This is a genomic window from Streptomyces capillispiralis, from assembly GCF_007829875.1.
GTDB classification, from domain to species: domain Bacteria; phylum Actinomycetota; class Actinomycetes; order Streptomycetales; family Streptomycetaceae; genus Streptomyces; species Streptomyces capillispiralis.
Genome location: NZ_VIWV01000001.1, coordinates 1196122 through 1220300, shown reverse-complemented (window position 1 = coordinate 1220300; position 24179 = coordinate 1196122). Strand labels below are relative to the sequence as shown.

General features: G+C 72.4%; 19 protein-coding genes. 10 read left to right on the top strand and 9 right to left on the bottom strand.

Going from position 1 to position 24179, the window contains the following annotated elements; translation table 11 throughout:
• The first annotated feature begins 219 nt into the window (after window positions 1–219).
• Window positions 220–1941 (top strand): glycoside hydrolase family 6 protein, encoded by a 1722-nt coding sequence (locus FHX78_RS04795; protein ID WP_145866216.1) that lies wholly within the window; start codon window positions 220–222, stop codon window positions 1939–1941.
• 156 nt (window positions 1942–2097) lie between these two features.
• Window positions 2098–2985, top strand: coding sequence for a class I SAM-dependent methyltransferase (locus FHX78_RS04790; RefSeq protein WP_145866215.1), 888 nt, complete (start codon window positions 2098–2100; stop codon window positions 2983–2985).
• A gap of 132 nt (window positions 2986–3117) precedes the next feature.
• Here FHX78_RS04790 and FHX78_RS04785 read toward each other — a convergent pair whose 3' ends face one another.
• The 3 genes from FHX78_RS04785 to FHX78_RS04775 all read right to left on the bottom strand — a co-directional run bounded on the left by FHX78_RS04785 (window position 3118) and on the right by FHX78_RS04775 (window position 7030).
• Complete coding sequence (locus FHX78_RS04785; RefSeq protein ID WP_145871647.1) at window positions 3118–3909, bottom strand: aldo/keto reductase; 792 nt, start codon at window positions 3907–3909, stop codon at window positions 3118–3120.
• A gap of 125 nt (window positions 3910–4034) precedes the next feature.
• Complete coding sequence (locus tag FHX78_RS04780) at window positions 4035–5861, bottom strand: AMP-dependent synthetase/ligase (RefSeq protein ID WP_145866214.1); 1827 nt, start codon at window positions 5859–5861, stop codon at window positions 4035–4037.
• Window positions 5862–6157: 296 nt separating this feature from the next.
• The gene (locus FHX78_RS04775) at window positions 6158–7030 is read right to left on the bottom strand and encodes a LysR family transcriptional regulator (RefSeq protein WP_145866213.1); all 873 of its coding nucleotides are present in this window, start codon (window positions 7028–7030) and stop codon (window positions 6158–6160) included.
• Between the two features lie 173 nt (window positions 7031–7203).
• On the opposite strand from FHX78_RS04775, the gene FHX78_RS04770 reads away from it, so the two are divergent.
• On the top strand, window positions 7204–8217 hold the full coding sequence (locus FHX78_RS04770) for a bile acid:sodium symporter family protein (protein WP_167531947.1): 1014 nt from the start codon (window positions 7204–7206) through the stop codon (window positions 8215–8217).
• Here the strand turns inward: FHX78_RS04770 and FHX78_RS04765 are convergent.
• The 6 genes from FHX78_RS04765 to FHX78_RS04740 form a co-directional block, all read right to left on the bottom strand.
• Window positions 8153–9388, bottom strand: a complete 1236-nt coding sequence (locus FHX78_RS04765) for a DUF4185 domain-containing protein (protein ID WP_145866211.1) — start codon at window positions 9386–9388, stop codon at window positions 8153–8155. The two genes, FHX78_RS04770 and FHX78_RS04765, sit on opposite strands and share 65 nt — an antisense overlap.
• Window positions 9389–9520: 132 nt before the next feature.
• Window positions 9521–10369, bottom strand: a complete 849-nt coding sequence (fdhD, locus tag FHX78_RS04760; protein ID WP_145866210.1) for a formate dehydrogenase accessory sulfurtransferase FdhD — start codon at window positions 10367–10369, stop codon at window positions 9521–9523.
• A gap of 17 nt (window positions 10370–10386) precedes the next feature.
• On the bottom strand, window positions 10387–11247 hold the full coding sequence (locus FHX78_RS04755) for a 2Fe-2S iron-sulfur cluster-binding protein (RefSeq protein ID WP_145866209.1): 861 nt from the start codon (window positions 11245–11247) through the stop codon (window positions 10387–10389).
• Entirely contained in the window at window positions 11244–13412 is a 2169-nt protein-coding gene (locus FHX78_RS04750) for an NADH-ubiquinone oxidoreductase-F iron-sulfur binding region domain-containing protein (protein ID WP_167531682.1), read from the bottom strand. The genes FHX78_RS04755 and FHX78_RS04750 overlap by 4 nt, the downstream gene beginning before the upstream one ends.
• Window positions 13413–13418: 6 nt before the next feature.
• Window positions 13419–15404 carry a molybdopterin oxidoreductase family protein gene (locus tag FHX78_RS04745; RefSeq protein ID WP_229924009.1) on the bottom strand — a complete coding sequence of 662 codons (1986 nt, stop codon included), beginning with the start codon at window positions 15402–15404 and terminating at the stop codon, window positions 13419–13421.
• Window positions 15401–16372 carry a 2-dehydropantoate 2-reductase gene (locus FHX78_RS04740; protein ID WP_145866208.1) on the bottom strand — a complete coding sequence of 324 codons (972 nt, stop codon included), beginning with the start codon at window positions 16370–16372 and terminating at the stop codon, window positions 15401–15403. Before FHX78_RS04740 ends, FHX78_RS04745 begins: the two co-directional genes overlap by 4 nt.
• 179 nt (window positions 16373–16551) lie before the next feature.
• On the opposite strand from FHX78_RS04740, the gene FHX78_RS04735 reads away from it, so the two are divergent.
• The 7 genes from FHX78_RS04735 to FHX78_RS04710 all read left to right on the top strand — a co-directional run bounded on the left by FHX78_RS04735 (window position 16552) and on the right by FHX78_RS04710 (window position 24170).
• Window positions 16552–17892 carry an OFA family MFS transporter gene (locus FHX78_RS04735; RefSeq protein WP_145866207.1) on the top strand — a complete coding sequence of 447 codons (1341 nt, stop codon included), beginning with the start codon at window positions 16552–16554 and terminating at the stop codon, window positions 17890–17892.
• Window positions 17861–18001: an MFS transporter small subunit gene (locus FHX78_RS36675; protein WP_167531681.1), complete on the top strand. Its 141-nt coding sequence runs from the start codon at window positions 17861–17863 to the stop codon at window positions 17999–18001. Before FHX78_RS04735 ends, FHX78_RS36675 begins: the two co-directional genes overlap by 32 nt.
• A gap of 149 nt (window positions 18002–18150) precedes the next feature.
• The gene (locus FHX78_RS04730; protein WP_145866206.1) at window positions 18151–19098 is read left to right on the top strand and encodes a beta-ketoacyl-ACP synthase III; all 948 of its coding nucleotides are present in this window, start codon (window positions 18151–18153) and stop codon (window positions 19096–19098) included.
• Between the two features lie 179 nt (window positions 19099–19277).
• Window positions 19278–19955, top strand: coding sequence for a GntR family transcriptional regulator (locus FHX78_RS04725; protein WP_145866205.1), 678 nt, complete (start codon window positions 19278–19280; stop codon window positions 19953–19955).
• A 218-nt stretch (window positions 19956–20173) separates the two neighbouring features.
• The gene (locus tag FHX78_RS04720) at window positions 20174–21355 is read left to right on the top strand and encodes an ROK family protein (RefSeq protein WP_145871644.1); all 1182 of its coding nucleotides are present in this window, start codon (window positions 20174–20176) and stop codon (window positions 21353–21355) included.
• A 281-nt stretch (window positions 21356–21636) separates the two neighbouring features.
• Window positions 21637–23154, top strand: coding sequence for a sugar ABC transporter ATP-binding protein (locus FHX78_RS04715; protein ID WP_145866204.1), 1518 nt, complete (start codon window positions 21637–21639; stop codon window positions 23152–23154).
• Window positions 23151–24170, top strand: coding sequence for an ABC transporter permease (locus FHX78_RS04710; protein ID WP_145866203.1), 1020 nt, complete (start codon window positions 23151–23153; stop codon window positions 24168–24170). The genes FHX78_RS04715 and FHX78_RS04710 overlap by 4 nt, the downstream gene beginning before the upstream one ends.
• Window positions 24171–24179: the final 9 nt, after the last annotated feature.

Below are 24179 nucleotides of genomic sequence, written 5' to 3'. Positions count from 1 at the left end.
TTTTAGCCATCCCCGCGTACCAGTGGATCACCTGACGCGGGGTCTGCGCCCTCCCGTGGGATCCCGCGCCGTCGCGTGCTGCCCGGACGCTTCCGGGCCCGCACCGAGACCCGCCCCAACCGGGTCGCCACGGCACTCCCACCCCGTAAGGCACCAGGCGTGCGACCGCGTCGCGCGCCGATGAAGGACAGCCCCCTACGGATAAGGAAACCCGCACTCATGAGTCGCACCAGAACCGCGCTCCTCGCCGCCATGGCGCTGGTCGCCGGCGCCTCCGGGACGGCGTTCGCCGTCGTCCCCGGCGACACCGGCGCGGCCGCAGTTCCCTGCACCGTGGACTACAAGGTGCAGAACCAGTGGGGCACCGGCTTCACCGCCTCCGTGACGGTCACCAACAACAGCGCCGCCAAGTCGTCGTGGGCGCTGAAGTGGACCTATGCCGGGAACCAGAAGGTCACCAGCGGCTGGAACGCCAAGGTCACCCAGTCCGGCGCGAACGTCACCGCGGCCAACGAGTCCTACAACGGCACCCTGGCGACCGGGAGTTCGGCCACTTTCGGCTTCCAGGGCAGCTACAGCGGCACCAACGCCGTCCCCGCCACGTTCACCCTCGACGGCGTGACCTGCAACGTCGACTCCGGCGGCCCGACCGACCCGCCCGACCCGACGGACCCGCCCGCCCCGGGCACCCGGGTGGACAACCCCTACAGCGGCGCCAAGGTGTACGTGAACCCCGAGTGGTCCGCGAAGGCCGCCGCCGAGCCGGGCGGCAGCCGCATCGCCAACCAGCCCACCGGTGTCTGGCTCGACCGTACCGCCGCCATCAACGGGGTGAACGGCGGCATGGGCCTGCGCGACCACCTCGACGAGGCGCTGACGCAGAAGGGCTCGGGCGAACTCGTCGTCCAGCTCGTCATCTACAACCTGCCCGGCCGCGACTGCGCCGCCCTCGCCTCCAACGGCGAGCTCGGCCCGACGGAGATCGACCGCTACAAGACCGAGTACATCGACCCGATCGCGGCCATCCTCGCCGACCCGAAGTACGCCTCGCTGCGGATCGTCACCACGGTCGAGATCGACTCCCTGCCCAACCTGGTCACCAACGTCTCCCCGCGCGCCACGGCCACCCCCAACTGCGACACCATGAAGGCCAACGGCAACTACGTGAAGGGCGTCGGCTACGCCCTGAACAAGCTGGGCGACGCGCCCAACGTCTACAACTACGTGGACGCCGGACACCACGGCTGGCTCGGCTGGGACGACAACTTCGGCGCCTCCGCCGAGATGTTCAAGCAGGCCGCGACCGCCGAGGGCGCGACCGTCGCCGACGTGCACGGCTTCATCGCCAACACGGCCAACTACAGCGCGCTGAAGGAGGACCACTTCTCCATCGGCGACACCGTGGCGGGCAAGTCGGTGCGCGAGTCGAAGTGGGTCAGCTGGAACCGCTACGTCGACGAGCTGTCGTACGCGAAGGCCCTGCGCGAGAAGCTGGTCTCGCTCGGCTTCGACTCGAAGATCGGCATGCTGATCGACACCTCCCGCAACGGCTGGGGCGGGGCGAACCGGCCCACCGGACCCGGCGCCACGACCAGCGTGGACACCTACGTCGACGGCGGCCGCTACGACCGCCGCTTCAACACCGGCAACTGGTGCAACCAGTCCGGAGCCGGCCTCGGTGAGCGGCCGCAGGCCGCCCCGGAGTCCGGAATCGACGCGTACGTCTGGATGAAGCCCCCGGGTGAGTCCGACGGTGCGAGCGAGCCCATCGACAACGACGAGGGCAAGGGCTTCGACCGGATGTGCGACCCTACGTACACCGGCAACCCGCGCAACGACAACAACATGTCGGGTGCGCTGGGCAATGCCCCGATCTCCGGGCACTGGTTCTCCGCCCAGTTCCAGGAGCTGATGAAGAACGCCTACCCGCCGCTGTCGTGACGGGCTGACCGGCGTTCCGCCGGGGCCGGCCCCCGGTCCCGGCGGAACGCGCACACCCTCGCCCCCGGGCCGGGCTTGCGGGAGCGGCAACTTCGTTTGCTCCCACCCGGTGTGCCGTCGCACCCTGACGGCGTCCGAGCGGAGAGGCTGACCACCATGGCGCACCACCACGAGCACGAGCAGCGGCACGGCCACGACCACGGCGACATCGACTGGGCCGAGCTGGCTCCCCTGCTCGAAGCACAGGCGGAACTGTTCACCCCGCTGTACGAGCGGGCCCTGACCTGGCTGGCGAAGGAGGTCACCGAGCCGGGCCTGATCGTGGACGCGGGCAGCGGTCCCGGCGTCATCTCCTCCCTGTTCGCCGAGACCTTCCCGGGCGCCCGGGTCGTGGCCGTCGACTCCTCCCAACCGCTGCTGGAGCGGGCCCGCGCCCGGGCCGTCCGCCAGGGCGTCGCCGACCGCTTCGGCACCCTCGCCGGTGAGCTCCCCGAGGTGCTCGGTGAACTGGACTACCCGGCCGACCTGCTGTGGGCCAGCCGCAGCGTGCACCACCTGGGCGACCAGCGGGCCGCGCTCGCCGCGTGCGCCGAGCGGCTCGCGCCCGGCGGCACCCTCGCGGTGATGGAGGGCGGCCTGCCCGCCCGGTTCCTGCCCCGCGACATCGGCTTCGGCCGGCCCGGACTCCAGGCGCGCATCGACGCGGCGGAGGAGGAGCGCTTCAGCCGGATGCGCGCCGAGCTGCCCGGCTCGGTGGCGCACGTCGAGGACTGGCCGGCCCTGCTCACCTCGGCCGGACTGCACCACACCCGGTCGCGCACCTTCCTCCTCGACCTGCCCGCCCCGGCCACGGACCGCGCCCGCGCCTATGTCGTCGCCGCCCTCACCCGCACCCGCGAGGTCGTCGCCGAGGACCTGGACGCCGACGACCGCGCCACCCTGGACCGCCTCCTCGACCCGGCCGACCCGGCGGGCGTGCACCAGCGCCCGGACGTGTTCGTGCTCGCGGCCCACACGGTCCACTCGGCGGTGCGGCCCGTGTAGCGCTCGGCGTGGCGTTCCTCCCCTCCCGGACCGCGGGCGGGACGACGCCCCCGGCCGTACCGGCCGCCCGCGCCCGGAAACGCGTGACGGCCTCCCCGCCGCCGGGGAGGCCGTCACGCGACGCGCACCGGGTCAGCCGGCGTTGAACTCCGCGGGGTGCGAGCCCAGCCGCCGGTCCTCGTTCAGCGCGCTGATCGCCGCGAGGTCCTCGGCGTCCAGGGTGAACCCGAAGACGTCGATGTTCTCCGCGATCCGGGACGGCGTCACCGACTTCGGGATGACGACGTTGCCGAGCTGGAGGTGCCAGCGCAGCACGACCTGCGCCGGGGTGCGGTCGTGCTTCTGCGCGATCGCCACGATCGCCGGGATCTCCAGGATGCCCTTGCCGGAACCCAGCGGCGACCACGCCTCGGTCGCGATGCCCCGCTCCGCGTGGTACTCACGCGCCTCGTGCTGCTGCAGGTGCGGGTGCAGCTCGATCTGGTTGACCGCCGGCACGACCGACGTCTCGCCGGTCAGCCGCTCCAGGTGCTCGGGCAGGAAGTTCGACACGCCGACGGCCCGGACCCGGCCGTCCGCGTACAGCTTCTCGAACGCCTTGTACGTCTCGACGTACAGGTCGCGCTTCGGCGTGGGCCAGTGGATGAGGTACAGGTCGACGTAGTCCAGGCCGAGCTTCGACAGGGAGGTGTCGAAGGCCCGCAGGGTGGACTCGTACCCCTGGTCGCTGTTCCAGAGCTTGGTGGTGACGAAGAGGTCCTCGCGGGCGACGCCGGAGCGCGCGATGGCCCTGCCGGTGCCTTCCTCGTTGCCGTAGATCGCCGCGGTGTCGATGCTGCGGTAGCCGGCCTCCAGCGCCGTCGCGACCGCCGTCTCGGCCTCGTCGTCCGGCACCTGCCAGACGCCGAAGCCCAGCTGGGGCATCTCGACGCCGTTGTTCAGGATGATCGGGGGGACCTTGCTCACGAGCTCTTGATCCTTCGGTTGTGGTCAGGTGGTACTCCCATCGTCAACGATCACGGCCCGCGCCGCATTCCTGACGGCCGGATTCATGCCTGGTAGAGCGCCTCGACCTCGCGCGCGTACGCCTTCTCGATCGCCTTCCGCTTCAGCTTCAGCGACGGCGTGAGCAGTCCGTGCTCCTCGGTGAACGGCTGCGCCAGGATCCGGAACGTGCGGATCGACTCGGCCTGGGAGACCAGGGTGTTCGCGGCGACCACCGCGCGCCGCACCTCCGTCTCCAGCTCCGTGTCGCGCACCAGCTCCACCGGCGGCATCCGTGGCTTGCCGCGCATCGCCAGCCAGTGCTCGACGGCCTCCTGGTCGAGGGTGACCAGGGCGGCGATGTACGGACGGTCGTTGCCGACGAGGATGCACTGGTTGACCAGCGGATGGTCCCGCACCCGCTCCTCCAGCACCCCCGGCGAGACGCTCTTGCCGCCCGAGGTCACCAGGATCTCCTTCTTGCGCCCGGTGATGGTCAGATAGCCGTCCTCGTCCAGCGAGCCGAGGTCACCGGTGGCCAGCCAGCCCTCGTGCAGGGCCTCGTCGGTGGCCTTGGGGTTGTTCAGGTAGCCCGCGAAGATGTTGTCGCCGCGCAGCCAGATCTCGCCGTCGTCCGCGATGTGCACGGTGACCCCGGGAATCGGCTGGCCGACCGTGCCGTAGCGGGTGCGCTCGGGCGGGTTGGCGGTGGCCGCCGCCGTCGACTCGGTCAGGCCGTACCCCTCGTAGACGCGGACGCCCGCGCCCGCGAAGAACAGCCCGAGCCGCCGGTCCATCGCCGAGCCGCCCGACATGGCCTGCCGGATCCTGCCGCCCATCGCGGCGCGGATCTTGGAGTAGACGAGTTTGTCGAAGAGCTGGTGCTGCATCCGCAGCGCCGCGGACGGCCCCGGACCGGTGCCCCAGGCCCGGGACTCGACGGCGTCCGCGTACTTGATCGCCACCTCGACGGCCTTCTCGAACGGCCCCGAGCGCCCCTCCCGCTCCGCCTTGCGCCGCGCCGCGTTGAACACCTTCTCGAAGATGTACGGCACGGCCAGGAAGAACGTCGGCCGGAACTCGGCCAGGTCGGGCAGCAGGGCCGCCGCGTTCAGCTGCGGCTGATGGCCGAACTTCACCTTCCCGCGGATCCCGGCGACCTGCACCATCCGCCCGAAGACGTGCGCGAGCGGCAGGAACAGCAGCGTCGCCGCCTGGTCGCCCCGGCGGGAGTGGAACACCGGCTCCCAGCGCTCGATGACGGTGTCCGCCTCGTACATGAAGCTGCCGTGCGTGATCACACAGCCCTTGGGGCGGCCGGTGGTGCCCGAGGTGTAGATGATCGTCGCCACGGAGTCGGGCGTGACCGCCTGCCGGTGCCGGTGCACCACCTCGTCGTCCAGGTGCGCGCCGGCGTCGTACAGCTCCTGCACCGCGCCCGCGTCGAGCTGCCACAGCCGGCGCATGGCCGGCAGCCGGTCGATGACGGTGGCGATGGTCATCGCGTGGTCCTCGTGTTCCACGACCGCGGCCGTCACCTCGGCGTCGTACAGCATCCAGCAGCACTGCTCGGCGGAGGAGGTGGGGTAGACGGGGACGACCTGTGCGCCGATCGTCCACAGCGCGAAGTCGAACAGCGTCCACTCGTACCGGGTGCGGGACATGATCGCGACCCGGTCGCCGAACCGGATCCCGCCCGCGAGCAGGCCCTTGGCGAGGGCGAGCACCTCGTCGCGGAACTCGGCGCTGGTCACGTCGCGCCACCGGCCGGAGTCGTCCTTGCGGCCGAGCGCGACGTACGACGGGTCCTCGTCGGCGTACGTGAAGACCACGTCGGCCAGACCGCCCACCGGAGGTGCCAACGGCAACGCAGGGTTGGTGAACTCGCGCAATCCCGCTCCCCGCTCCTCAGCGCCCGGACTGGTGCGGCGACGGCGTCGTCCCGCACAGCGCCGTGAAAGCTACCCCACACGGCCACGGGGCGGGAGGGGGTCGCGGCGCGGGTGCGGCTCCCGTTCACGCTGGTCGGTGACGGAAATATGCGCGCAGACGGGGAGGTGCCGGGCGGAAACCTGACGGTGGAGTAAGTTCCGGTGCCGTAATCTCCACCGAATCTGTACGCCCGCATGACCGGCCCTTGGGGTCGCGGAACCGCCCCCTCAGGTCAGCGCACGGGCGGGCCGAAACGTCACCGCCGCCCGCCCCGGTGCAGCCGGTCGCCGCCCGCGAGGATTGCCGCCGCCAGGGCGTCGGCCGCGCCCCGCGCGGAGGGGCGGCGTCGGCCGTGCACCACCACGAAGTCCACCTCGCCCGGCTCCGGCAGTCCCGCCCGCTCCGGCATCCGCACCAGCCCCGGCGGGATAAGCCCGCGTGAGTGCACCATCACCCCGAGCCCGGCACGGGCCGCCGCGAGCAGACCGTTCAGGCTGCCGCTGGTGCACACGATGCGCCACTGACGGCCCTCCCGCTCCAGCGCCCGCAGGGCCAGGGCCCGGGTGATGCCCGGCGGCGGGTAGACGATCAGCGGCACCGGACGGCCGGGGTCCAGCCGCAGCCCCGGCGCGCCGATCCACACCAGCTCGTCGTGCCACACCAGCTCGCCCCGCGGATCCTCCGGCAGCCGCTTGGCCAGCACCACGTCCAGCCGGCCCGCCGCGAGCTGCTCGTGCAGGGTGCCCGACAGCTCGACCGTCAGCTCCAGATCGACCTCCGGGTGCTCGTGCCGGAACCGCTCGAGGATCTCCGGGAGCCGCGTCAGCACGAAGTCCTCCGACGCGCCGAACCGCAGCCGGCCGCGCAGCCGGGTGCCGGTGAAGAACTGCGCCGCCTGCTCGTGCACGTCCAGGATGCGCCGCGCGAAACCGAGCATCGCCTCGCCGTCCTCGGTCAGCTCCACCGAGTGGGTGTCCCGGGTGAACAGCTGCCGCCCGGCGGCCTCCTCCAGCCGCCGCACGTGCTGGCTCACGGTCGACTGGCGCAGCCCGAGCCGCCGCGCCGCCTGGGTGAAGCTCAGCGTCTGCGCCACCGACAGGAAGGTCCGCAGCTGCGTGGGGTCGTACATACCGGGCAGCCTACGCGGTCATCGTGGAACGTGATGACAGTGAGAGCGGTATACCGGATTCCCGATCACGGCGGGAGGGAGCACGATGGAGAGGGGGCCCTCGGCCTCCCGAACCCGCCACCGAGCACATGAAGCAGTGGAGCCCCGTGAAACGCCTGCGCCCGCCGAGCCGGATGCCGATCGACCCCTACATCCTGCTCCTGCTCGGGACGGTGGGGCTCGCCGCGCTGCTCCCGGCCCGCGGGACCGGCGCCGACGTCGCCTCCGGCGCCTCCACGGCCGCCGTGGCCCTGCTCTTCTTCCTCTACGGAGCCCGGCTCTCCACCCGTGAGGCGCTGGACGGGCTGAAGCACTGGCGGCTCCACGTCACCGTGCTGGCCTGCACCTTCGTCGTCTTCCCGGTGCTGGGCCTGGCCGCCCGCGGACTCGTTCCGGTGCTGCTGACCGACCCGCTGTACCAAGGGCTGCTCTTCCTCACCCTGGTCCCGTCCACCATCCAGTCGTCGATCGCGTTCACCTCGATCGCCCGCGGCAACGTGCCCGCCGCGATCTGCGCCGGCTCCTTCTCCTCACTGGTCGGCATCGTCGTCACCCCGCTGCTCGCGGCGACGGTGCTCGGCGGCAGCGGGGGCGGGTTCTCCGCCGACTCGGTGCTGAAGATCGTCCTGCAGCTGCTGGCGCCGTTCGTCGCCGGGCAGCTCATGCGCCGCTGGATCGGCTCCTTCGTCTCCCGGCACCGCAAGGTGCTGGGGCTGGTCGACCGCGGCTCGATCCTGCTCGTCGTCTACACCGCGTTCAGCGCGGGCGTGGTGCAGGGCGTCTGGGACCGGGTGAGCCCGGCCCGGCTCGGCGGACTGCTCGCCGTGGAGGCCGTGCTGCTCGCCGTGATGCTCCTGCTGACCTGGTACGGCGCGAAGGCGCTGCGGTTCGGCCGGGAGGACCGGATCGCCATCCAGTTCGCCGGCTCCAAGAAGTCGCTGGCCGCCGGGCTGCCCATGGCGAGCGTGCTGTTCGGGGCCGAGGCCTCGCTCGCCGTGCTGCCGCTGATGCTCTTCCACCAGATGCAGCTGATGGTGTGCGCGGTGATCGCCAAGCGCCGGTCCCGCGACCCGGAGGCGGAGGTCACCGTCCCGGACCCAGCCGGACGGTCACGAACCGAGGTCGGTACAGGGACACGTTCCGGCTGAGCATCACGGCCGCGCCGGTCGTCTCCAGCCAGTTGACGTCGTAGCTGAGCACCAGCCGCCCGTCGCCGCTCAGCTCCGGGTGCGTCTGCGGGTTGTAGGCCGCCGTCCCGTCCCCGGGCAGCGCGGGGGCGAACGCCTCCACCGGTCCGTGCCACGGCCCGGTCGGCGAGCAGGACCAGTACGACGCCACCGTGGTCAGCCCCTCGGCGCCCGCGGCCATCGTGAACAGCACATACGTCCCGCCGTCCCGCACCACGGAGAACGCGCTGCCCACACCGGTGCGCCGCCCGTCGCCGAGCACCGGGCGCGGGCGGGCCCGGCTCTGCCAGTCCGAGCCGTTCCAGTACTCCCAGGCCGCCGGATCGCCGAGCCCGCCCTCGGGAACGCGGGCCACGTACGCGTGGGAGGCCGGGCGGGCGGCGGGCCTCCCGTCGTCGCCGCCGAAGACGTACGTCCAGCCGTCCTCCCCGACCAGGGTGGTCCCGAACAGCACCCGCCGGGACGGGTCGGCGACCCGCCGCTGGTCGTGCACCGTCACGACCGACTCCAGCCGCAGGTCCGGCAGGGAGAGCGTGGCGACCTCGGTGGCGGTGGGCACGCCGTAGATCCACGGCGGCTGCCCGGCCGTACGCACCCACAGCAGCACCCGGACGACCCGCTCGGCGGAACCGGGGGAGCGCGGCTCGACCCGGGCGGCGACCGGCCAGCGCCACCGGTCCGGCGCCGGGTCGGGGAAGAGCGGGGCGGGAAGCGTGCCCTCCAGGCGGCCGTCGCGCATCAGCACGGCCGAGTTGCGCACCAGCGGGGCCGTGGTGTCCCGCCAGGCGGTGGACTCGCCGACCGGGTTGGGCGGGCGGTGCACCCGGCCCAGATAGGTGTCCGAGAACAGCCACAGCAGCCGGCCGTCCGGCAGCCGCACCGAGTGGGTGCCGTCCCCGCCGGTCCAGTCGTCGGTGCGGGCGGCGTCGTCACCGTAGCGGGCGAACTCGGAGGTCAGGGCGTCGTCGGCGGTGACGGACGCGACCGTACGCGGCCGGCAGCCGGCGCCGCCCGGTGAACGGCCGTCGTCCTCCGGCAGACCGGTGACCAGCACCGCCCCGAGGACCAGGGCCAGCGCCAGGGCGATCCCGGTCCCCGTCCGCCGTCGTGCTCGTGCTGCGTCGTCGGGCACGCTCCGGGACGTTAGTGGCTGCCACGGCCCCGGTCCATGGCGCCTTTGGGGGGACGGCTGAGGCGGGACCCCGCGGCGCAGGGGGCGCTCCCCGCCGGCAGGGGCCCCGCCGCCGTGCAGCGAGGGGACCGGTCAGCCGCGGGCGGCCGCGGCCCGCAGGGCGATGCGGTCCTCACCCGCGTACACGTTCATGGAACTGCCCCGCAGGAAGCCCACCAGCGTCAGACCCGTCTCCGCCGCCAGGTCGACGGCGAGCGAGGACGGCGCCGAGACCGCCGCCAGCATCGGGATCCCGGCCATGACGGCCTTCTGCGCCAGCTCGAACGAGGCCCGTCCGGAGACCAGCAGGATCGTCCGCGACAGCGGCAGGTTCCCGCCTTGCAGGGCACGGCCGACCAGCTTGTCGACCGCGTTGTGCCGGCCCACGTCCTCCCGGACGTCGAGCAGTTCACCGCCCTCGTCGAACAGGGCCGCCGCGTGCAGTCCGCCCGTGCGGTCGAAGACCCGCTGGGCCGCGCGCAGCCGGTCGGGCAGGCTCGCCAGCAGCTCCGGGGTCACGCGCAGCGGGGGAGTGTCGGCGATGGGGTGGCGGGCCGTGGTGCGGACCGCGTCCAGGCTGGCCTTGCCGCACAGGCCGCAGGAGGACGTGGTGTACACGTTGCGTTCGAGCGTGATGTCCGGGATCACCACGCCGGGCGCGGTCTGCACGTCCACCACGTTGTAGGTGTTGGAACCGTCGGCGGTGGCCCCGGCGCAGTAGACGATGTTCCGCAGGTCCGACGCGGCGGCGAGCACGCCCTCGCTCACCAGGAAGCCGGCCGCCAGCGCGAAGTCGTCGCCCGGTGTGCGCATGGTGATCGCCAGCGGCTTGCCGTTCAGCCGGATCTCCAGGGGTTCCTCGGCGACGAGTGTGTCGGGGCGGCTGGAGACCGCCCCGTCCCGGATGCGGAGCACCTTGCGTCGTTCCGTGACTCGTCCCATGTGTCCTTCAGCCCCGATCAGTCCCGGTTCTGTACGTGCTGGTAGCCGAAGCGGCCCTTGATGCACAGGTTGCCGTGGGTCACCGGGTTGTCGTGCGGCGAGGTGACCTTCACGATCTCATTGTCCTGCACATGGAGGGTGAGGTTGCAGCCCACTCCGCAGTACGCGCACACGGTCGTCGTCTCCGTCTGCCGCGCCTCGTCCCATGTACCCGCCGCGCGCATGTCGAACTCCGACTTGAACGACAGCGCGCCCGTGGGGCACACCTCGATGCAGTTCCCGCAGTACACGCACGCCGAGTCGGTGAGCGGGGCGTCGTGCTCGACCGCGATCCGCGCGTCGAAACCCCGGCCGGCGACCGAGATCGCGAAGGTGTTCTGCCACTGGTCGCCGCAGGCGTCCACGCACTTGTAGCAGAGGATGCACTTGTCGTAGTCGCGCACGTAGAGGTCGTTGTCGACCTTCGGCTCCTCGTTGAGCCGGGCCGCGTCCGGGCCGAAGCGGTCCGGTTTCGCCTCGTACTCCTTGAGCCATGCGGCGACCCGGGGGGTGGTCGACAGGTCGACGGAGGAGGCGAGGAGTTCCAGCACGACCTTGCGGCTGTGCCGGGCCCGCTCGGTGCCGGTGCGCACCCGCATGCCCGGCTCCGCCCTGCGCGAGCAGGCGGGCACGAGGGTGCGCGAGCCCTCGACCTCCACCACACAGACCCGGCAGGCGTTCTTCGGGGTCAGTGTGTCGCCCTCGCACAGCGTCGGGATGTCCTTGCCCGCGGCCCGGCAGGCGTCCAGGATCGTCGACCCCTCGGGCGCGCGGACCGGCTCCCCGTCGAGGGTGAACTCCAGCAGCCGTCGGGGAATCCCCAGCGGTGTCACGGTCATTCGTACGCCCCCAGACGGTCGATGGCGGATTCCACGGCGTTCCACGCGGTCTGTCCGAGACCGCAGATCGAGGCGTCCCGCATCGCGCGGCCGACCTCGCGCAGCAGGGCGACGTCCCCGGCGGCGTCGGCGCCGGTGCGCTCCACGATCCGGTGCAGCGCCTCCTCCTGGCGCACGGTGCCCACCCGGCAGGGCACGCACTGGCCGCACGACTCGTCGCGGAAGAACTCGGCGATGCGCAGCAGGAGGCGGGGCAGCGGGACGGTGTCGTCGAAGGCCATGACGACCCCGGAACCGAGGGTGGTGCCCGCCTCCCGGGTGCCTTCGAAGGTGAGCGGGATGTCCAGCTCGTCCGGGCGTACGAAGCCGCCGGCGGCGCCGCCGAGGAGGACCGCCCGCAGGTTGTCCCGCACACCGGCGAGGGTGAGGAGTTCGCCCAGTGTCGCGCCGAAGGGGAGTTCGTAGACGCCGGGGCGGGCCACGCTGCCGGAGACGCAGAACAGCTTCGGCCCGGTGGACCTCTCGGTGCCGATCGCCGCGTAGGCCGGGGCGCCCATGGTGAGGACCGGCAGGACGTTGACGAGGGTCTCCACGTTGTTCTCGACCGTCGGCTTGCCGAACAGGCCCTTCTCCACCGGGAAGGGGGGCTTGGAGCGCGGCTCGCCCCGGTGGCCCTCGATGGAGTTGAACAGGGCCGTCTCCTCGCCGCAGATGTAGGCGCCCGCGCCGCGCCGGATCTCGATGTCGAAGGAGTGGCCCTGGCCGAGGATGTCGTCGCCGAGCAGACCCCGGGCGCGGGCCCGGCCGATGGCGTGCTCCATGCGGTGCAGGGCCCTCGGGTATTCACCGCGCAGGTACAGGTAGCCCCGGTGGGCGCCGGTCGCGTACGCCGCGATGGTCATCGCCTCGACCAGGGCGTACGGGTCGCCCTCCATGAGGACGCGGTCCTTGAAGGTGCCCGGTTCGGACTCGTCGGCGTTGCAGACGAGGTAGTGCGGGTGGTCCGGCTGGGAGGCGGTGGCCTGCCACTTGCGGCCGGTGGGGAAGGCGGCGCCGCCGCGCCCGAGCAGCCCGGAGTCGGTGACCTCGCGGATCACGCCGGCGGGGCCGAGGGCGAAGGCGCGGCGCAGGGCGGCGTAGCCGCCGTTCGCCCGGTAGTCGTCGAGGGAGGCGGGGTCGGTGGTGCCGACGCGGCGGAGCAGCGTGAGGGCGGGATCGCCGGCCTGGGGGACGGCCGCGGCGGGCGGGGGTTCGGCGGGGGCGTTCTCGGGGGCGGTGGCCGCTGCGACGGTGGCGTCGGGGGTGGCGGGGGCGACGACGGCGGTGGCGCGTGGGATGTCCCGCCGCCACCCGGGAGTCGTGTCCCTGGCCCTGCTTCCGACGCCGGGAGTCGTGTCCCTGGCCCTGCTTCCGACGCCGGGAGTCGTGTCCCTGGCCCTGCTTCCGACGCCGGGAGTCGTGTCCCTGGCCCTGCTTCCGGCCCCGGGGGCCGTGTCCCCGGCCCCGCTTCCGGCCCCGGGGGCCGAGCCGCCAGGCACCCCTCCGGCCGGAACGGCCTCCCCCGCGAACGCCGGACGGGCCGGATCCTTCCCGGCCGCATTCCCCCCGGCCTGATCCCCGTGAGCCGGGCCGGTCGGCACCTTTCCGCCCGGGTTCCCGGGCGCCGGGCCGGCCGGATCCTCCCCGGCCCGGATCACCAGGGCCGCCGGTGCCCGTTCGCACAGGCCCAGGCAGGGGCCGCGTTCGACCTGTACGCCGCTGCCCGGGCCCAGGCGTGCCTCGACGCCCGCGCACAGCCCGGCCGCCCCGGCCGCCGTGCACGCCAGGTCGGTGCAGACGTGCAGGACGGTCGCGGGGCGGGGGCGGACCGAGAACATCGCGTAGAACGTGGCGACGCCGTACGCCTCCGCCGGGGGCACCGTCAGCCGGCGGCACAGGTAGTCCAGGGCGCCCTCGCTGATCCAGCCGACCCGGTCGTTGAGGGCGTGCAGCCCCGGCAGCAGCAGGTCGCGGCGGTCGCGGGCCGCCCGGCCGCCGCGGGCCCACCTGAGGTCCGCGTCGGAGCGGTCGGCGCCTTCCCAGGAGGACTCGGGCGGCCCGAGCAGCGCGTCGACCGCCGCCCGTTCCTCGTCGGTGGGCTTGCTGTCACCGAAGTGCAGGTCCACTGGTGCTCACCTCACGTGTGTCGGAGCCGGGAGCTTGTCGATCCGGATCGCCGACGCCTTGAACTCCGCCGTCCCCGCGATCGGGCAGTTCGCCTCGATCGTCAGCCGGTTGGTGTCCACCTCGTCGGGAAAGTGGAACGTCATGAACGCGAGCCCCGGCCGTAGCGCGGTGTCGACCCACACCGGCGCCAGCACCGACCCGCGCCGCGAGGTCACCCGCACCCGCTCGCCGACCACGACGCCGTACCGCTCGGCGTCCTCCGGGCTCAGCTCGACGGACTCGCCCCGGCGCAGCGGCGAGGCGTAACCACCGCTCTGCACACCGGTGTTGTAGGAGTCGAGGCGCCGGCCCGTGGTCAGCCGGATCGGGTACTCCTCGTCGGTGAGGTCCACCGGCGGGTCGTGCCGCACGATGCCGAACGGCGCGGGCCGGCCGCGCGCCGCCGGGTCCGGGTCCCACAACCGGCCGTGCAGGTACGGCGGTTCGAGCGCGTCCGTGCGGGGGCAGGGCCACTGGATGCCCTGGTGCTCCTCCAGGCGCTCGTACGTCATGCCGTGGTGGTCGGGGGAGAGCGAGCGCAGCTCGTTCCAGACGGCCTCGGCGTCGGCGTACTTCCAGTCGTGGCCGAGGCGGACGGCGAGGTCGCAGAGGATGTCGATGTCCTCGCGCGCCTCACCGGGCGGGACCACGGCCCGGCGGACCCGCTGCACCCGCCGCTCGCTGTTGGTGGTGGTGCCCTCGGTCTCCGCCCAGCCGGCGGTCGCGGGCAGGACGACGTCGGCGAGTGCGGCGGTCTTCGTCAGGAAGATGTCCTGCACCACCAGGAAGTCCAGCTGCCGCAGCCGTCGTACGGCCTGTTCGCTGTCCGCCTCCGACTGGGCCGGGTTCTCGCCGATGCAGTACACCGCCCGCAGCGAGCCGTCCTCCATCGCCTCGAACATCTCCGTCAGGTTCAGCCCGTAGCGCGGCTGGATGACGGTGTCCCAGGCGGACTCGAACTTCGCCCGGGTGCCGGCGTCGAGGATGTCCTGGAAGCCGGGGAGGCGGTTGGGGATGGCGCCCATGTCGCCGCCGCCCTGCACGTTGTTCTGGCCGCGCAGCGGCTGGAGCCCCGAGCCGTAGCGGCCGACGTGGCCGGTGAGCAGGGAGAGGTTGATCAGGGCCCGGACGTTGTCGGTGCCGTTGTGGTGCTCGGTGATGCCGAGGGTCCAGCAGAGCTGGGCGCGTTCGACGCGGGCGTAGGCGTGCGCCAACTCCCGTATGGCGGCGGCGGGTACGCCCGTCACCTTCTCGGCCAGGGACAGCGTCCACGGTTCGACCAGCGCCTTGTACGCGTCGAAGCCGGTGGTCGCCCGCCGCACGAACGCCTCGTCGACCAGGCCCGCGTGGATGATCTCGCGGCCGATCGCGTGCGCCATCGGGATGTCGGTGCCGACGTTCAGGCCCAGCCAGCTCTCCGCCCACTCGGCCGTCGACGTCCGCCGTGGGTCGACCGCGTACATCCGGGCCCCGTTGCGTATCCCCCTCAGCACGTGCTGGAAGAAGATCGGGTGGGCGAAGCGGGCGTTGGAGCCCCACATCACGATGACGTCGGTGTGCTCGATCTCCTCGTATGACGACGTCCCGCCGCCCGAGCCGAACGCGGCCGACAGACCCGCCACGGACGGGGCGTGGCAGGTGCGGTTGCAGGAGTCGACGTTGTGGGTGCCCATGACGACCCGGGCGAACTTCTGCGCCACGTAGTTCATCTCGTTGGTGGCGCGGGCGCAGGAGAACATGCCGAACGCGCCCCGCGCCGCCCGGAATCCCCGGGCGGCACGGTCCAGGGCCTCGTCCCACGTCGCCCGGCGGAACGGCGCGTCGCGCGTGTCCCGGACGAGCGGGTGGGTGAGGCGGGTGTAGGTCTTCGGGCTCCGGTCGCGTGGGTTCGGGTTCGGTTGCCTCCGGTCCCGTCGTTCCGGGCCGGGTCGGTTCGGTTCGCGTTCGCTCATGCGGCGCTCCTCAGCGCGAGCAGGTCCGACAGGGCGTGCACGGTGCGCAGGGTGGGCACCGGGACGCCGGTGATCTCCGCCAGCTCGACCACGGCCGCGAGCAGCACGTCGAGTTCGAGCGGCTTGCCGCGTTCCAGGTCCTGGAGCGTGGAGGTGCGGTGGTCGCCGACCTTCTCGGCGCCCGCGAGCCGGCGTTCGATGGAGACGCCGACCTCGCAGCCGAGGGCGCCGGCGACCGTCAGGGTCTCGGCCATCATGGTCTCGATGACCCGGCGGGTGCCGCCGTGCAGGCACATCTGCCGCATGGTGGCGCGCGCGAGGGCGCTGATCGGGTTGAAGGAGATGTTGCCCAGCAGCTTCAGCCAGATGTCGTTGCGCAGGTCCGGCTCGACCGGGCACTTCAGGCCGCCCGCCCGCATCGCCTCGCTCAGCGCCCGACAGCGCGGGGAGACGCTCCGGTCGGGCTCGCCGAGGGAGAAGCGGGTGCCCTCCACGTGCCGGACGACCCCGGGCTGTTCGAGTTCGGTGGCCGCGTAGACGACGCAGCCGACGGCCCGTTCGGGCGCGAGCACCGCACTGACCGCGCCGTCGGGGTCCACACTCTCCAGGCGGCGGCCGTCGTACGGCCCGCCGTGCCGGTGGAAGTACCACCAGGGAATGCCGTTCTGGGCGGCCACCACGGCCGTGGTGGTGTGCAGCAGCGGCTCGATCAGCGGCCCGCACGCCGCGTACGAGTGGGCCTTCAGCCCCAGGAACACGTAGTCGGCCGGGCCCACTTCGGCCGGGTCGTCGGTGGCGTGGGGATGGGCGGTGAAGTCACCGCGGGGGCTGCGCACCCGCACTCCGTACCGCCTCATGGCCGCCAGATGCGGTCCACGGGCGATGAGATGCACGTCGGCGCCCGCACGGTGGAGCGCGGCACCGACGTAGGCGCCGATCGCCCCGGCGCCGAGGACTGCGACTTTCATGGCGAGGGGAGCTCCGTCCGGTCGAGGGATACCGAGGGATGACGGGAACTGCCGAATCTCTGTCGACGAAATATTGTCTACAGTATGGAGGTGGCCCCAGCAAGGCTTTGTGCAGCACCAGTGGTTGTCTGCTCAACTGCCTTCTCAAGGGCCACTTCGCTCCCTACGGTTGGGGACTCATGAGTCCCCCCGTCGCACCCCCGGGCTGGAGCCGCTGGCTCGTTCCGCCCGCCGCGCTCTCCGTCCACCTCTCCATCGGCCAGGCGTACGCGTGGAGCGTGTTCAAACCGCCGCTGGAGTCCGCGCTCGGCCTCAGCGGCACCCAGAGCGCGCTGCCCTTCCAGCTCGGCATCGTCATGCTCGGCCTGTCCGCCGCGTTCGGCGGCACCCTCGTCGAACGCCGGGGCCCGCGCTGGGCGATGACCGTCGCCCTGGTCTGCTTCTCCTCCGGCTTCCTGCTCTCCGCGCTGGGCGCGGCCACCGAGCAGTACTGGCTGATCGTGTTCGGCTACGGCTTCGTCGGCGGCGTCGGCCTGGGCATCGGCTACATCTCGCCCGTCTCCACGCTCATCAAGTGGTTCCCGGACCGGCCCGGCATGGCCACCGGCATCGCCATCATGGGCTTCGGCGGCGGCGCGCTGATCGCCTCGCCCTGGTCGGCGCGGATGCTCGACTCCTTCGGCAGCGACAGCACCGGCATCGCGCTCGCCTTCCTGGTGCACGGACTGACGTACGCCGTGTTCATGCTGCTCGGCGTGGTGCTGGTGCGGGTGCCGCGCACCGACCGCCCGGTGCCCGGCGCGCCCGCCGCGGCCGGCGGACCGCAGGTCTCGGCCCGCTCCGCCGTGCGCACCCCGCAGTTCTGGCTGCTGTGGATCGTGCTCACCATGAACGTCACCGCGGGCATCGGCATCCTGGAGAAGGCCGCCCCGATGATCACCGACTTCTTCGCCGACACCTCCACGCCGGTGTCGGCGACGGCCGCCGCCGGGTTCGTCGCCCTGCTCTCGGCGGCGAACATGGCTGGCCGCATCGGCTGGTCGACCACCTCCGACCTGATCGGCCGCAAGAACATCTACCGCGTCTACCTCGGCGTCGGCGCGCTGATGTACGCGCTCATCGCGCTGCTGGGCGACTCCTCCACACCGCTGTTCGTCCTGTGCGCCCTGGTGATCCTCTCCTTCTACGGCGGCGGCTTCGCCACCGTCCCGGCGTATCTGAAGGACCTCTTCGGCACCTACCAGGTGGGTGCCATCCACGGCCGGCTGCTCACCGCCTGGTCCACGGCCGGCGTGCTCGGCCCGCTGATCGTCAACTGGGTCGCCGACCGGCAGGAGGAGGCCGGCCGGCACGGCCCGTCCCTGTACGGGACGTCACTGATGATCATGATCGGGCTGCTCGTCGTCGGCTTCGTCGCCAACGAACTCGTCCGGCCCGTCCACCCCCGCCACCACGTCCAGAGCCCCGAGACGCCGAAGGAGGCCGCCGATGACCGGCGAGAGCAGCCAGAGTCCGCCTAGCCCCGGCCGCCGCGGGCTGATCACCTTCGCCTGGCTGTGGGTGGGCGTGCCGCTCGCCTACGGGCTGTACGAGCTCGTGCGCAAGGCGACACAGCTGTTCACCGGCTGACAGCCCCGCCCCCCCGCGCGGCCCCCGCCAGGTCTGACGGAAGCCGACAAGGCAGGCACCGGTTTCCTGTCGCTTCACCTGCCGTCGTACCGGTGAGTCACTGATCAGACTGGTGCATCCCGCAACTGACCCACAAGGGGGAAGCACCCATGATCGGCTCGCGCATCGCCGCCGTCGGCCACTACCAGCCCGCCCGGGTCCTCACCAACGAGGACCTGGCGGGCATGGTCGACACCAGCGACGCGTGGATCACCAGCCGGGTGGGCATCCGCACCCGGCACGTCGCCGGCCCCGACGAGCCGGTCGACGAGCTGGCCGCGCACGCCGCCGCCAAGGCGCTGGCGGCGGCCGGCCGGACCCCCGCCGAGATCGACATGGTCCTGGTCGCCACCTCCACCGCGATCGACCGCTCGCCCAACATGGCCGCCCGGGTCGCGGCCCGCCTCGGCATGCCGGGGCCCGCCGTCATGGACATCAACGTGGTGTGCGCCGGCTTCACCCACGCCCTCGCCACCGCCGACCACGCCGTCCGGGCCGGCGGCGCGAGCCGGGTGCTGGTCGTCGGCGCCGACAAGATGACCGACGTGACCGACTGGACCGACCGCTCCACCTGCGTGCTCGTCGGGGACGGGGCGGGCGCCGCCGTGGTGGAGGCCTGTGCGCCGGGCCAGGAGCCGGGCATCGGCCCGGTGCTGTGGGGCTCGGTGCCCGAGATGGGGCGCGCGGTACGGATCGAGGGCACGCCCCCGCGGTTCGCCCAGGAGGGCCAGAGCGTCTACCGCTGGGCGGCCACCCAGCTGCCCGTCGTCGCCCGCCAGGCCTGCGAGAAGTCCGGGCTGGCGCCGGAGGACCTGGCCGGCGTGGTGCTGCACCAGGCCAACCTGCGGATCATCGAACCCCTCGCGCGCCGGATCGGCGCCGTCAACGCCGTCGTCGCCCGCGATGTCGTCGAGTCCGGGAACACCTCGGCCGCCAGCATCCCGCTGGCCTTCTCCAAGCTCGTCGAACAGGGCGCGGTGTCGACCGGGCAGCCGGTGCTGCTCTTCGGCTTCGGTGGGAACCTGTCGTACGCGGGACAGGTCGTGCGCTGCCCCTGAGCGGCTCCGCGCGCATCCCCCGGAGGGGTGTGACGAGGCCGACTCGCCGGCCCGCGGACACTCCTCGCCCCACTCGCCGGTGTGCGCCGTAGACTGTAGACGAAAGACAATCACTACTGGCGTGGCGGTGACACCGGCGTGCGTGGCGGTGAGCGGCGCCGCCGAGGAGGGGGACCGCGATGTTGTCGGCAGGACTGCCCCAGGGGGCGGTGCCCAGGCTCGAACGGCCCGGCCCGCTGCGCGACCGTGTCTACGAGGCACTGCTCGAACTCATCACCACCCGCGCCCTCCAGCCGGGCCAGCACCTGGTCGAGAGCGAGCTCGCCGGGCACCTCGGCGTCTCCCGCCAGCCGGTGCGCGAGGCGCTGCAGCGGCTCAACACCGAGGGGTGGGTCGATCTGCGGCCCGCGCAGGGCGCGTTCGTGCACGAGCCCACGGAGGAGGAGGCCGACCAGCTCCTCACCGTCCGCACGCTGCTGGAGGCCGAGGCGGCCCGGCTCGCCGCGAGGCACGCCGACAGCGCGGGCATCGAGGTGCTGGAGGCGATCCTCGCCGAGGGCCTGAAGGCCGTCGACGCCGACGACGTGGACGCCGCCGTCGCCCTCAACGCCCGCTTCCACGCCAAGATCATGGAGCTCGCCGGCAACGCCGTGCTGGCGGAGCTAGCCGCCCAGGTCGACCGGCGCGTGCGCTGGTACTACACGCCGGTCGCCCGCCAGCGCGGGGCGCAGTCCTGGGTGGAGCACCGCGAGATGATCGCCGCCATCACCGCCCGCGACGAGCAGCTGGCGACCGGGCTCATGCGCGAACACACCGAACACACCCGCCGCTCGTACCACGCGCGCTCGAAGTCCTGAGCCCTCCGGCGCGTCGGTTCGCACCCTTTGCCCCTTGTTGAGGCGTCCCCGCGCGCTCCTTTGTCCTGTGAGTGGAAAAAGTAGGGGCCAATTCCTGCGCGACTTCTTCCCACCTCCGGCAGGCGCTGCTACTTTCCCATCCGAAAGCACGCCACACACACGTGGCCGGAATCCGGCGCGCACAGGCCGATCGAGGCGGGGAGGGGCTCGTGAGACGTATGACCGCGCGACCCGCCAACGCTCACCAGGCCCGACTGCTCAGGCTGCTGCGCGACGGTGGCCCCAACTCCCGGGCCCAGCTCGGCGACCAGGTCGACCTCTCCCGGTCGAAACTGGCCGTGGAGGTGGACCGGCTGCTGGAGACGGATCTCGTCGTGGCCGACGGACTCGCCGCCTCGCGCGGCGGCCGGCGCTCCCACAACATCCGGCTCAACCCGCACCTGCGGTTCCTCGGCGTCGACATCGGCGCGACCTCGGTCGACGTCGCCGTCACCAACGCCGAACTGGAGATCCTGGGACACATCAACCAGCCCATGGACGTGCGCGAGGGCCCGGTCGTGGTCTTCGAGCAAGTGCTGTCCATGGCGGCGAAGCTGCGGGCCTCGGGGCTCGCGGAGGGGTTCGACGGCGCCGGCATCGGCGTCCCGGGCCCGGTCCGCTTCCCCGAGGGCATCCCCGTGGCTCCGCCGATCATGCCCGGCTGGGACGGCTTCCCCGTGCGGGAGGCGCTCAGCCAGGACCTCGGCTGCCCGGTCATGGTCGACAACGACGTGAACCTGATGGCGATGGGGGAGCAGCACGCGGGCGTCGCCCGCACCGTGCACGACTTCCTCGTCGTCAAGATCGGAACGGGCATCGGCTGCGGCATCGTCGTCGGCGGTGAGGTCTACCGCGGTACGACGGGCAGCGCGGGCGACATCGGGCACATCCAGGCCGTGCCCGACGGCCGCCCGTGCGCCTGCGGCAACCGGGGCTGCCTGGAGGCGCACTTCTCCGGCGCGGCCCTCGCGAGGGACGCCATGGAAGCCGCCGAACAGCGGCTCTCCGCCGAACTCGCCGGCCGGCTGGAGTCGAACGGCACACTCAGCGCCGTCGACGTCGCCGCCGCGGCCGCGGCCGGTGACGCCACCGCCCTCGATCTGATCCGCGAGGGCGGCAACCGCACCGGCCAGGTCATCGCCGGCCTGGTCAGCTTCTTCAACCCCGGCCTGGTGGTGATCGGCGGTGGGGTGACCGGCCTCGGGCACACCCTGCTCGCCGCGATCCGCACCCAGGTCTACCGACAGTCACTGCCCCTGGCCACCGGCAACCTGCCCATCGTCCTGGGCGAGTTGGGACCCACCGCCGGAGTCATCGGCGCGGCCCGGCTCATCAGCGACCACCTGTTCTCACCCGCGTAAGCACCTTCACGGCACGGCCACCACCGCGCCCGCTCCACCGAGCCGCACCACCGCGTCGTACGCCGCACCCGCACCTGCTCCACCGCGTCGTACGCCGCACCTGCTCCACCGCGACGTACACCGCACCGGCACCACCCCACCCGCTCCACCGCACGGACCAGTTCACCGGTACCAGGCACCACACACACCGCCACCGCCCTACCCCGCGCTGCCCGAAAACGCTTGCCCCGCAAGGGGATCGCCCTGACACCGGCCCGCATGCCCGCCGAGGGGATATCCGCATGGCACCAGAACCACCGCTGCTCAGCATGTCCGGCATCACCAAGTCCTTCCCCGGAGTCCGGGCCCTGGACGGCGTCGATCTCGACGTCCAGGCCGGCGAGGTGCACTGCCTGCTCGGCCAGAACGGCGCCGGGAAGTCCACCCTGATCAAGGTGCTGGCCGGCGCCCACCAGCCCGACACGGGCACCATCCGCTGGCGTTCGGACGAGGTCGTGCTCCGCTCACCGATCGCCGCCATGCGCCTCGGCATCGCCACCATCTACCAGGAACTCGACCTGGTGGAACACCTGTCGGTCGCCGAGAACGTCCACCTCGGCCACGAACCCACGACCGCCGGGTTCGTCGTACGGGGCAAGGCCGCCCGGGAGTCGACGGCCCAGCTGCTCAAGCGGCTCGGGCACCCGGAGATCGACCCCGGCCGGCTGGTCGGCGACCTGTCCGCGGCGCACCAGCAGATCGTGTCCATGGCGCGGGCGCTCTCCCACGACGTACGGCTCATCGTGATGGACGAGCCGTCCGCCGCCCTCGACCCGGACGAGGTCGACAACCTCTTCCGCATCGTCGGCGACCTCACCGCGGACGGAGTCGCCGTCGTCTACATCTCGCACCGCCTGGAGGAGATCCGGCGCATCGGCGACCGGGTGACCGTCCTCAAGGACGGCCGCGCCGTGGCCCGCGGACTGCCCGCCAAGTCCACGCCCACCAGCGAGGTCGTCGCGCTGATGACGGGACGCAACGTCGAGTACGTCTTCCCGGAACGGCCCGCCGCCGCACCGCAGGGCGAACCCGTGCTGACCGTCGAAGGGCTGTCCCGCAAGGGCGAGTTCGCCCCGCTCGACCTCCAGGTGCGCCCCGGTGAGATCGTCGGGCTCGCCGGACTGGTCGGCTCCGGACGCTCCGAGATCCTGGAGACCGTCTACGGCGCCCGCAAACCGGACACCGGCCGGGTCCTCGTCGACGGCAAGCCCCTGAAACCGGGCAGCGTGCGGGCCGCCGTGCGCGCCGGGCTCGGGCTCGCCCCCGAGGAACGCAAGGCGCAGGCCCTGCTCATGCTGGAGTCCGTCACCCGCAACGTGTCGGTCTCCTCCATGTCCCGCTTCGCGCGGGCCGGCTGGATCGACCGCGGCGCCGAACTGGGCGCGGCACGCGCCGCCGTGCGCGAACTGTCCCTGCGCCCCGACAACCCGGACGTGCCGGTGCGCACCCTGTCCGGCGGCAACCAGCAGAAGGCCGTGCTCGCCCGCTGGCTGCTGCGCGGCTGCCGGGTGCTGCTGCTCGACGAACCCACCCGCGGCGTCGACGTGGGCGCCCGCGCCGAGCTCTACGCGGTCGTCCGCCGGCTGGCGGACGAGGGCCTCGCCGTCCTGCTGGTCTCCAGCGAGGTGCCCGAGGTGCTCGGCCTCGCCGACCGCGTCCTGGTCCTGCGCGAAGGCACCGTCGTCCACACGGCGCCCGCCCGCGAACTCGACGAACACCGTGTACTCGACCTGGTCATGGAAGGAAGCCCGGCGTCATGACGCAACACGCCTCCCCGCCGCGGGACAGCACCGACAAGGTGCCGTCGGCCGCCGAAACGCCCGCCTGGCGCGCCGTGTTGTTCCGCGCCGACGTCCGCACGCTGTCCCTGCTCGGCGTGCTCGCCGTACTGATCCTCATCGGCGGCATCACCAAACCGGACGAGTTCCTGGACACCCGCAACCTCCAGCTCGTCCTCACCCAGGCATCCGTCATCGGTGTCGTCACCGTCGGCATGACCTTCGTCATCATCTCCGGCGGCATCGACCTGTCGGTCGGCGCGATCGTCGCCCTCGCCTCGGTGTGGGCCACCACGGTCGCCACCCAGGAGTACGGATTCGGCGGCATCCTGTTCACCGCCGTCGCCGTCGGAGTCGGCTGCGGTCTGGTCAACGGGGTGCTCATCGCCTACGGCGGGATGGTCCCCTTCATCGCCACCCTGGCCATGCTCGCCTCGGCCCGCGGCCTGGCCCTGCAGATCACCGACGGCCGGACCCAGGTCGTCAGCGTCGACGCGGTCCTCGACCTCGGCGAGCGCGACTCCTACGTCCTCGGCGTCCCGCCGCTGGTCCTGGTGTTCGCCGCGGTCACCGTCATCGGCTGGCTGGTCCTCAACCGGACCACCTTCGGCCGCCGCACCGTCGCCGTCGGCGGCAACGCGGAGGCCGCCCGGCTCGCCGGCATCGACGTCCGCCGCCAGCGCCTCTACCTGTACCTGCTGTCCGGGCTGTGCTGCGGCATCGCCGCCTTCCTGCTGATCGTCCTGGCCGGCTCCGGCCAGAACACCAACGGCAACCTCTACGAACTCGACGCCATCGCCGCCGCGATCATCGGCGGCACCCTGCTCACCGGCGGACGCGGCACCATCGTCGGCTCCGTCCTCGGCGTCCTGATCTTCACCACGATCACCAACATCTTCGCCCTGAACAACCTGCAGAGCGACGTCCAGCAGATCGCCAAGGGCGCGATCATCGTCGCCGCCGTGCTGGTCCAGCGCCGTACCGCGAGCACGACCTGAGGAAAGGGT

Coding starts and splice junctions, on each gene's coding strand:
- FHX78_RS04795 (WP_145866216.1), top strand. CDS start 220: ATGAGTCGCACCAGAACCGCGCTCCTCGCCGCCATGGCGCTGGTCGCC.
- FHX78_RS04790 (WP_145866215.1), top strand. CDS start 2,098: ATGGCGCACCACCACGAGCACGAGCAGCGGCACGGCCACGACCACGGC.
- FHX78_RS04785 (WP_145871647.1), bottom strand. CDS start 3,909: ATGCCCCAGCTGGGCTTCGGCGTCTGGCAGGTGCCGGACGACGAGGCC.
- FHX78_RS04775 (WP_145866213.1), bottom strand. CDS start 7,030: ATGTACGACCCCACGCAGCTGCGGACCTTCCTGTCGGTGGCGCAGACG.
- FHX78_RS04770 (WP_167531947.1), top strand. CDS start 7,204: ATGCCGATCGACCCCTACATCCTGCTCCTGCTCGGGACGGTGGGGCTC.
- fdhD (WP_145866210.1), bottom strand. CDS start 10,369: ATGGGACGAGTCACGGAACGACGCAAGGTGCTCCGCATCCGGGACGGG.
- FHX78_RS04755 (WP_145866209.1), bottom strand. CDS start 11,247: ATGACCGTGACACCGCTGGGGATTCCCCGACGGCTGCTGGAGTTCACC.
- FHX78_RS04745 (WP_229924009.1), bottom strand. CDS start 15,404: ATGAGCGAACGCGAACCGAACCGACCCGGCCCGGAACGACGGGACCGG.
- FHX78_RS04740 (WP_145866208.1), bottom strand. CDS start 16,372: ATGAAAGTCGCAGTCCTCGGCGCCGGGGCGATCGGCGCCTACGTCGGT.
- FHX78_RS04735 (WP_145866207.1), top strand. CDS start 16,552: ATGAGTCCCCCCGTCGCACCCCCGGGCTGGAGCCGCTGGCTCGTTCCG.
- FHX78_RS36675 (WP_167531681.1), top strand. CDS start 17,861: ATGACCGGCGAGAGCAGCCAGAGTCCGCCTAGCCCCGGCCGCCGCGGG.
- FHX78_RS04730 (WP_145866206.1), top strand. CDS start 18,151: ATGATCGGCTCGCGCATCGCCGCCGTCGGCCACTACCAGCCCGCCCGG.
- FHX78_RS04725 (WP_145866205.1), top strand. CDS start 19,278: ATGTTGTCGGCAGGACTGCCCCAGGGGGCGGTGCCCAGGCTCGAACGG.
- FHX78_RS04720 (WP_145871644.1), top strand. CDS start 20,174: ATGACCGCGCGACCCGCCAACGCTCACCAGGCCCGACTGCTCAGGCTG.
- FHX78_RS04715 (WP_145866204.1), top strand. CDS start 21,637: ATGGCACCAGAACCACCGCTGCTCAGCATGTCCGGCATCACCAAGTCC.
- FHX78_RS04710 (WP_145866203.1), top strand. CDS start 23,151: ATGACGCAACACGCCTCCCCGCCGCGGGACAGCACCGACAAGGTGCCG.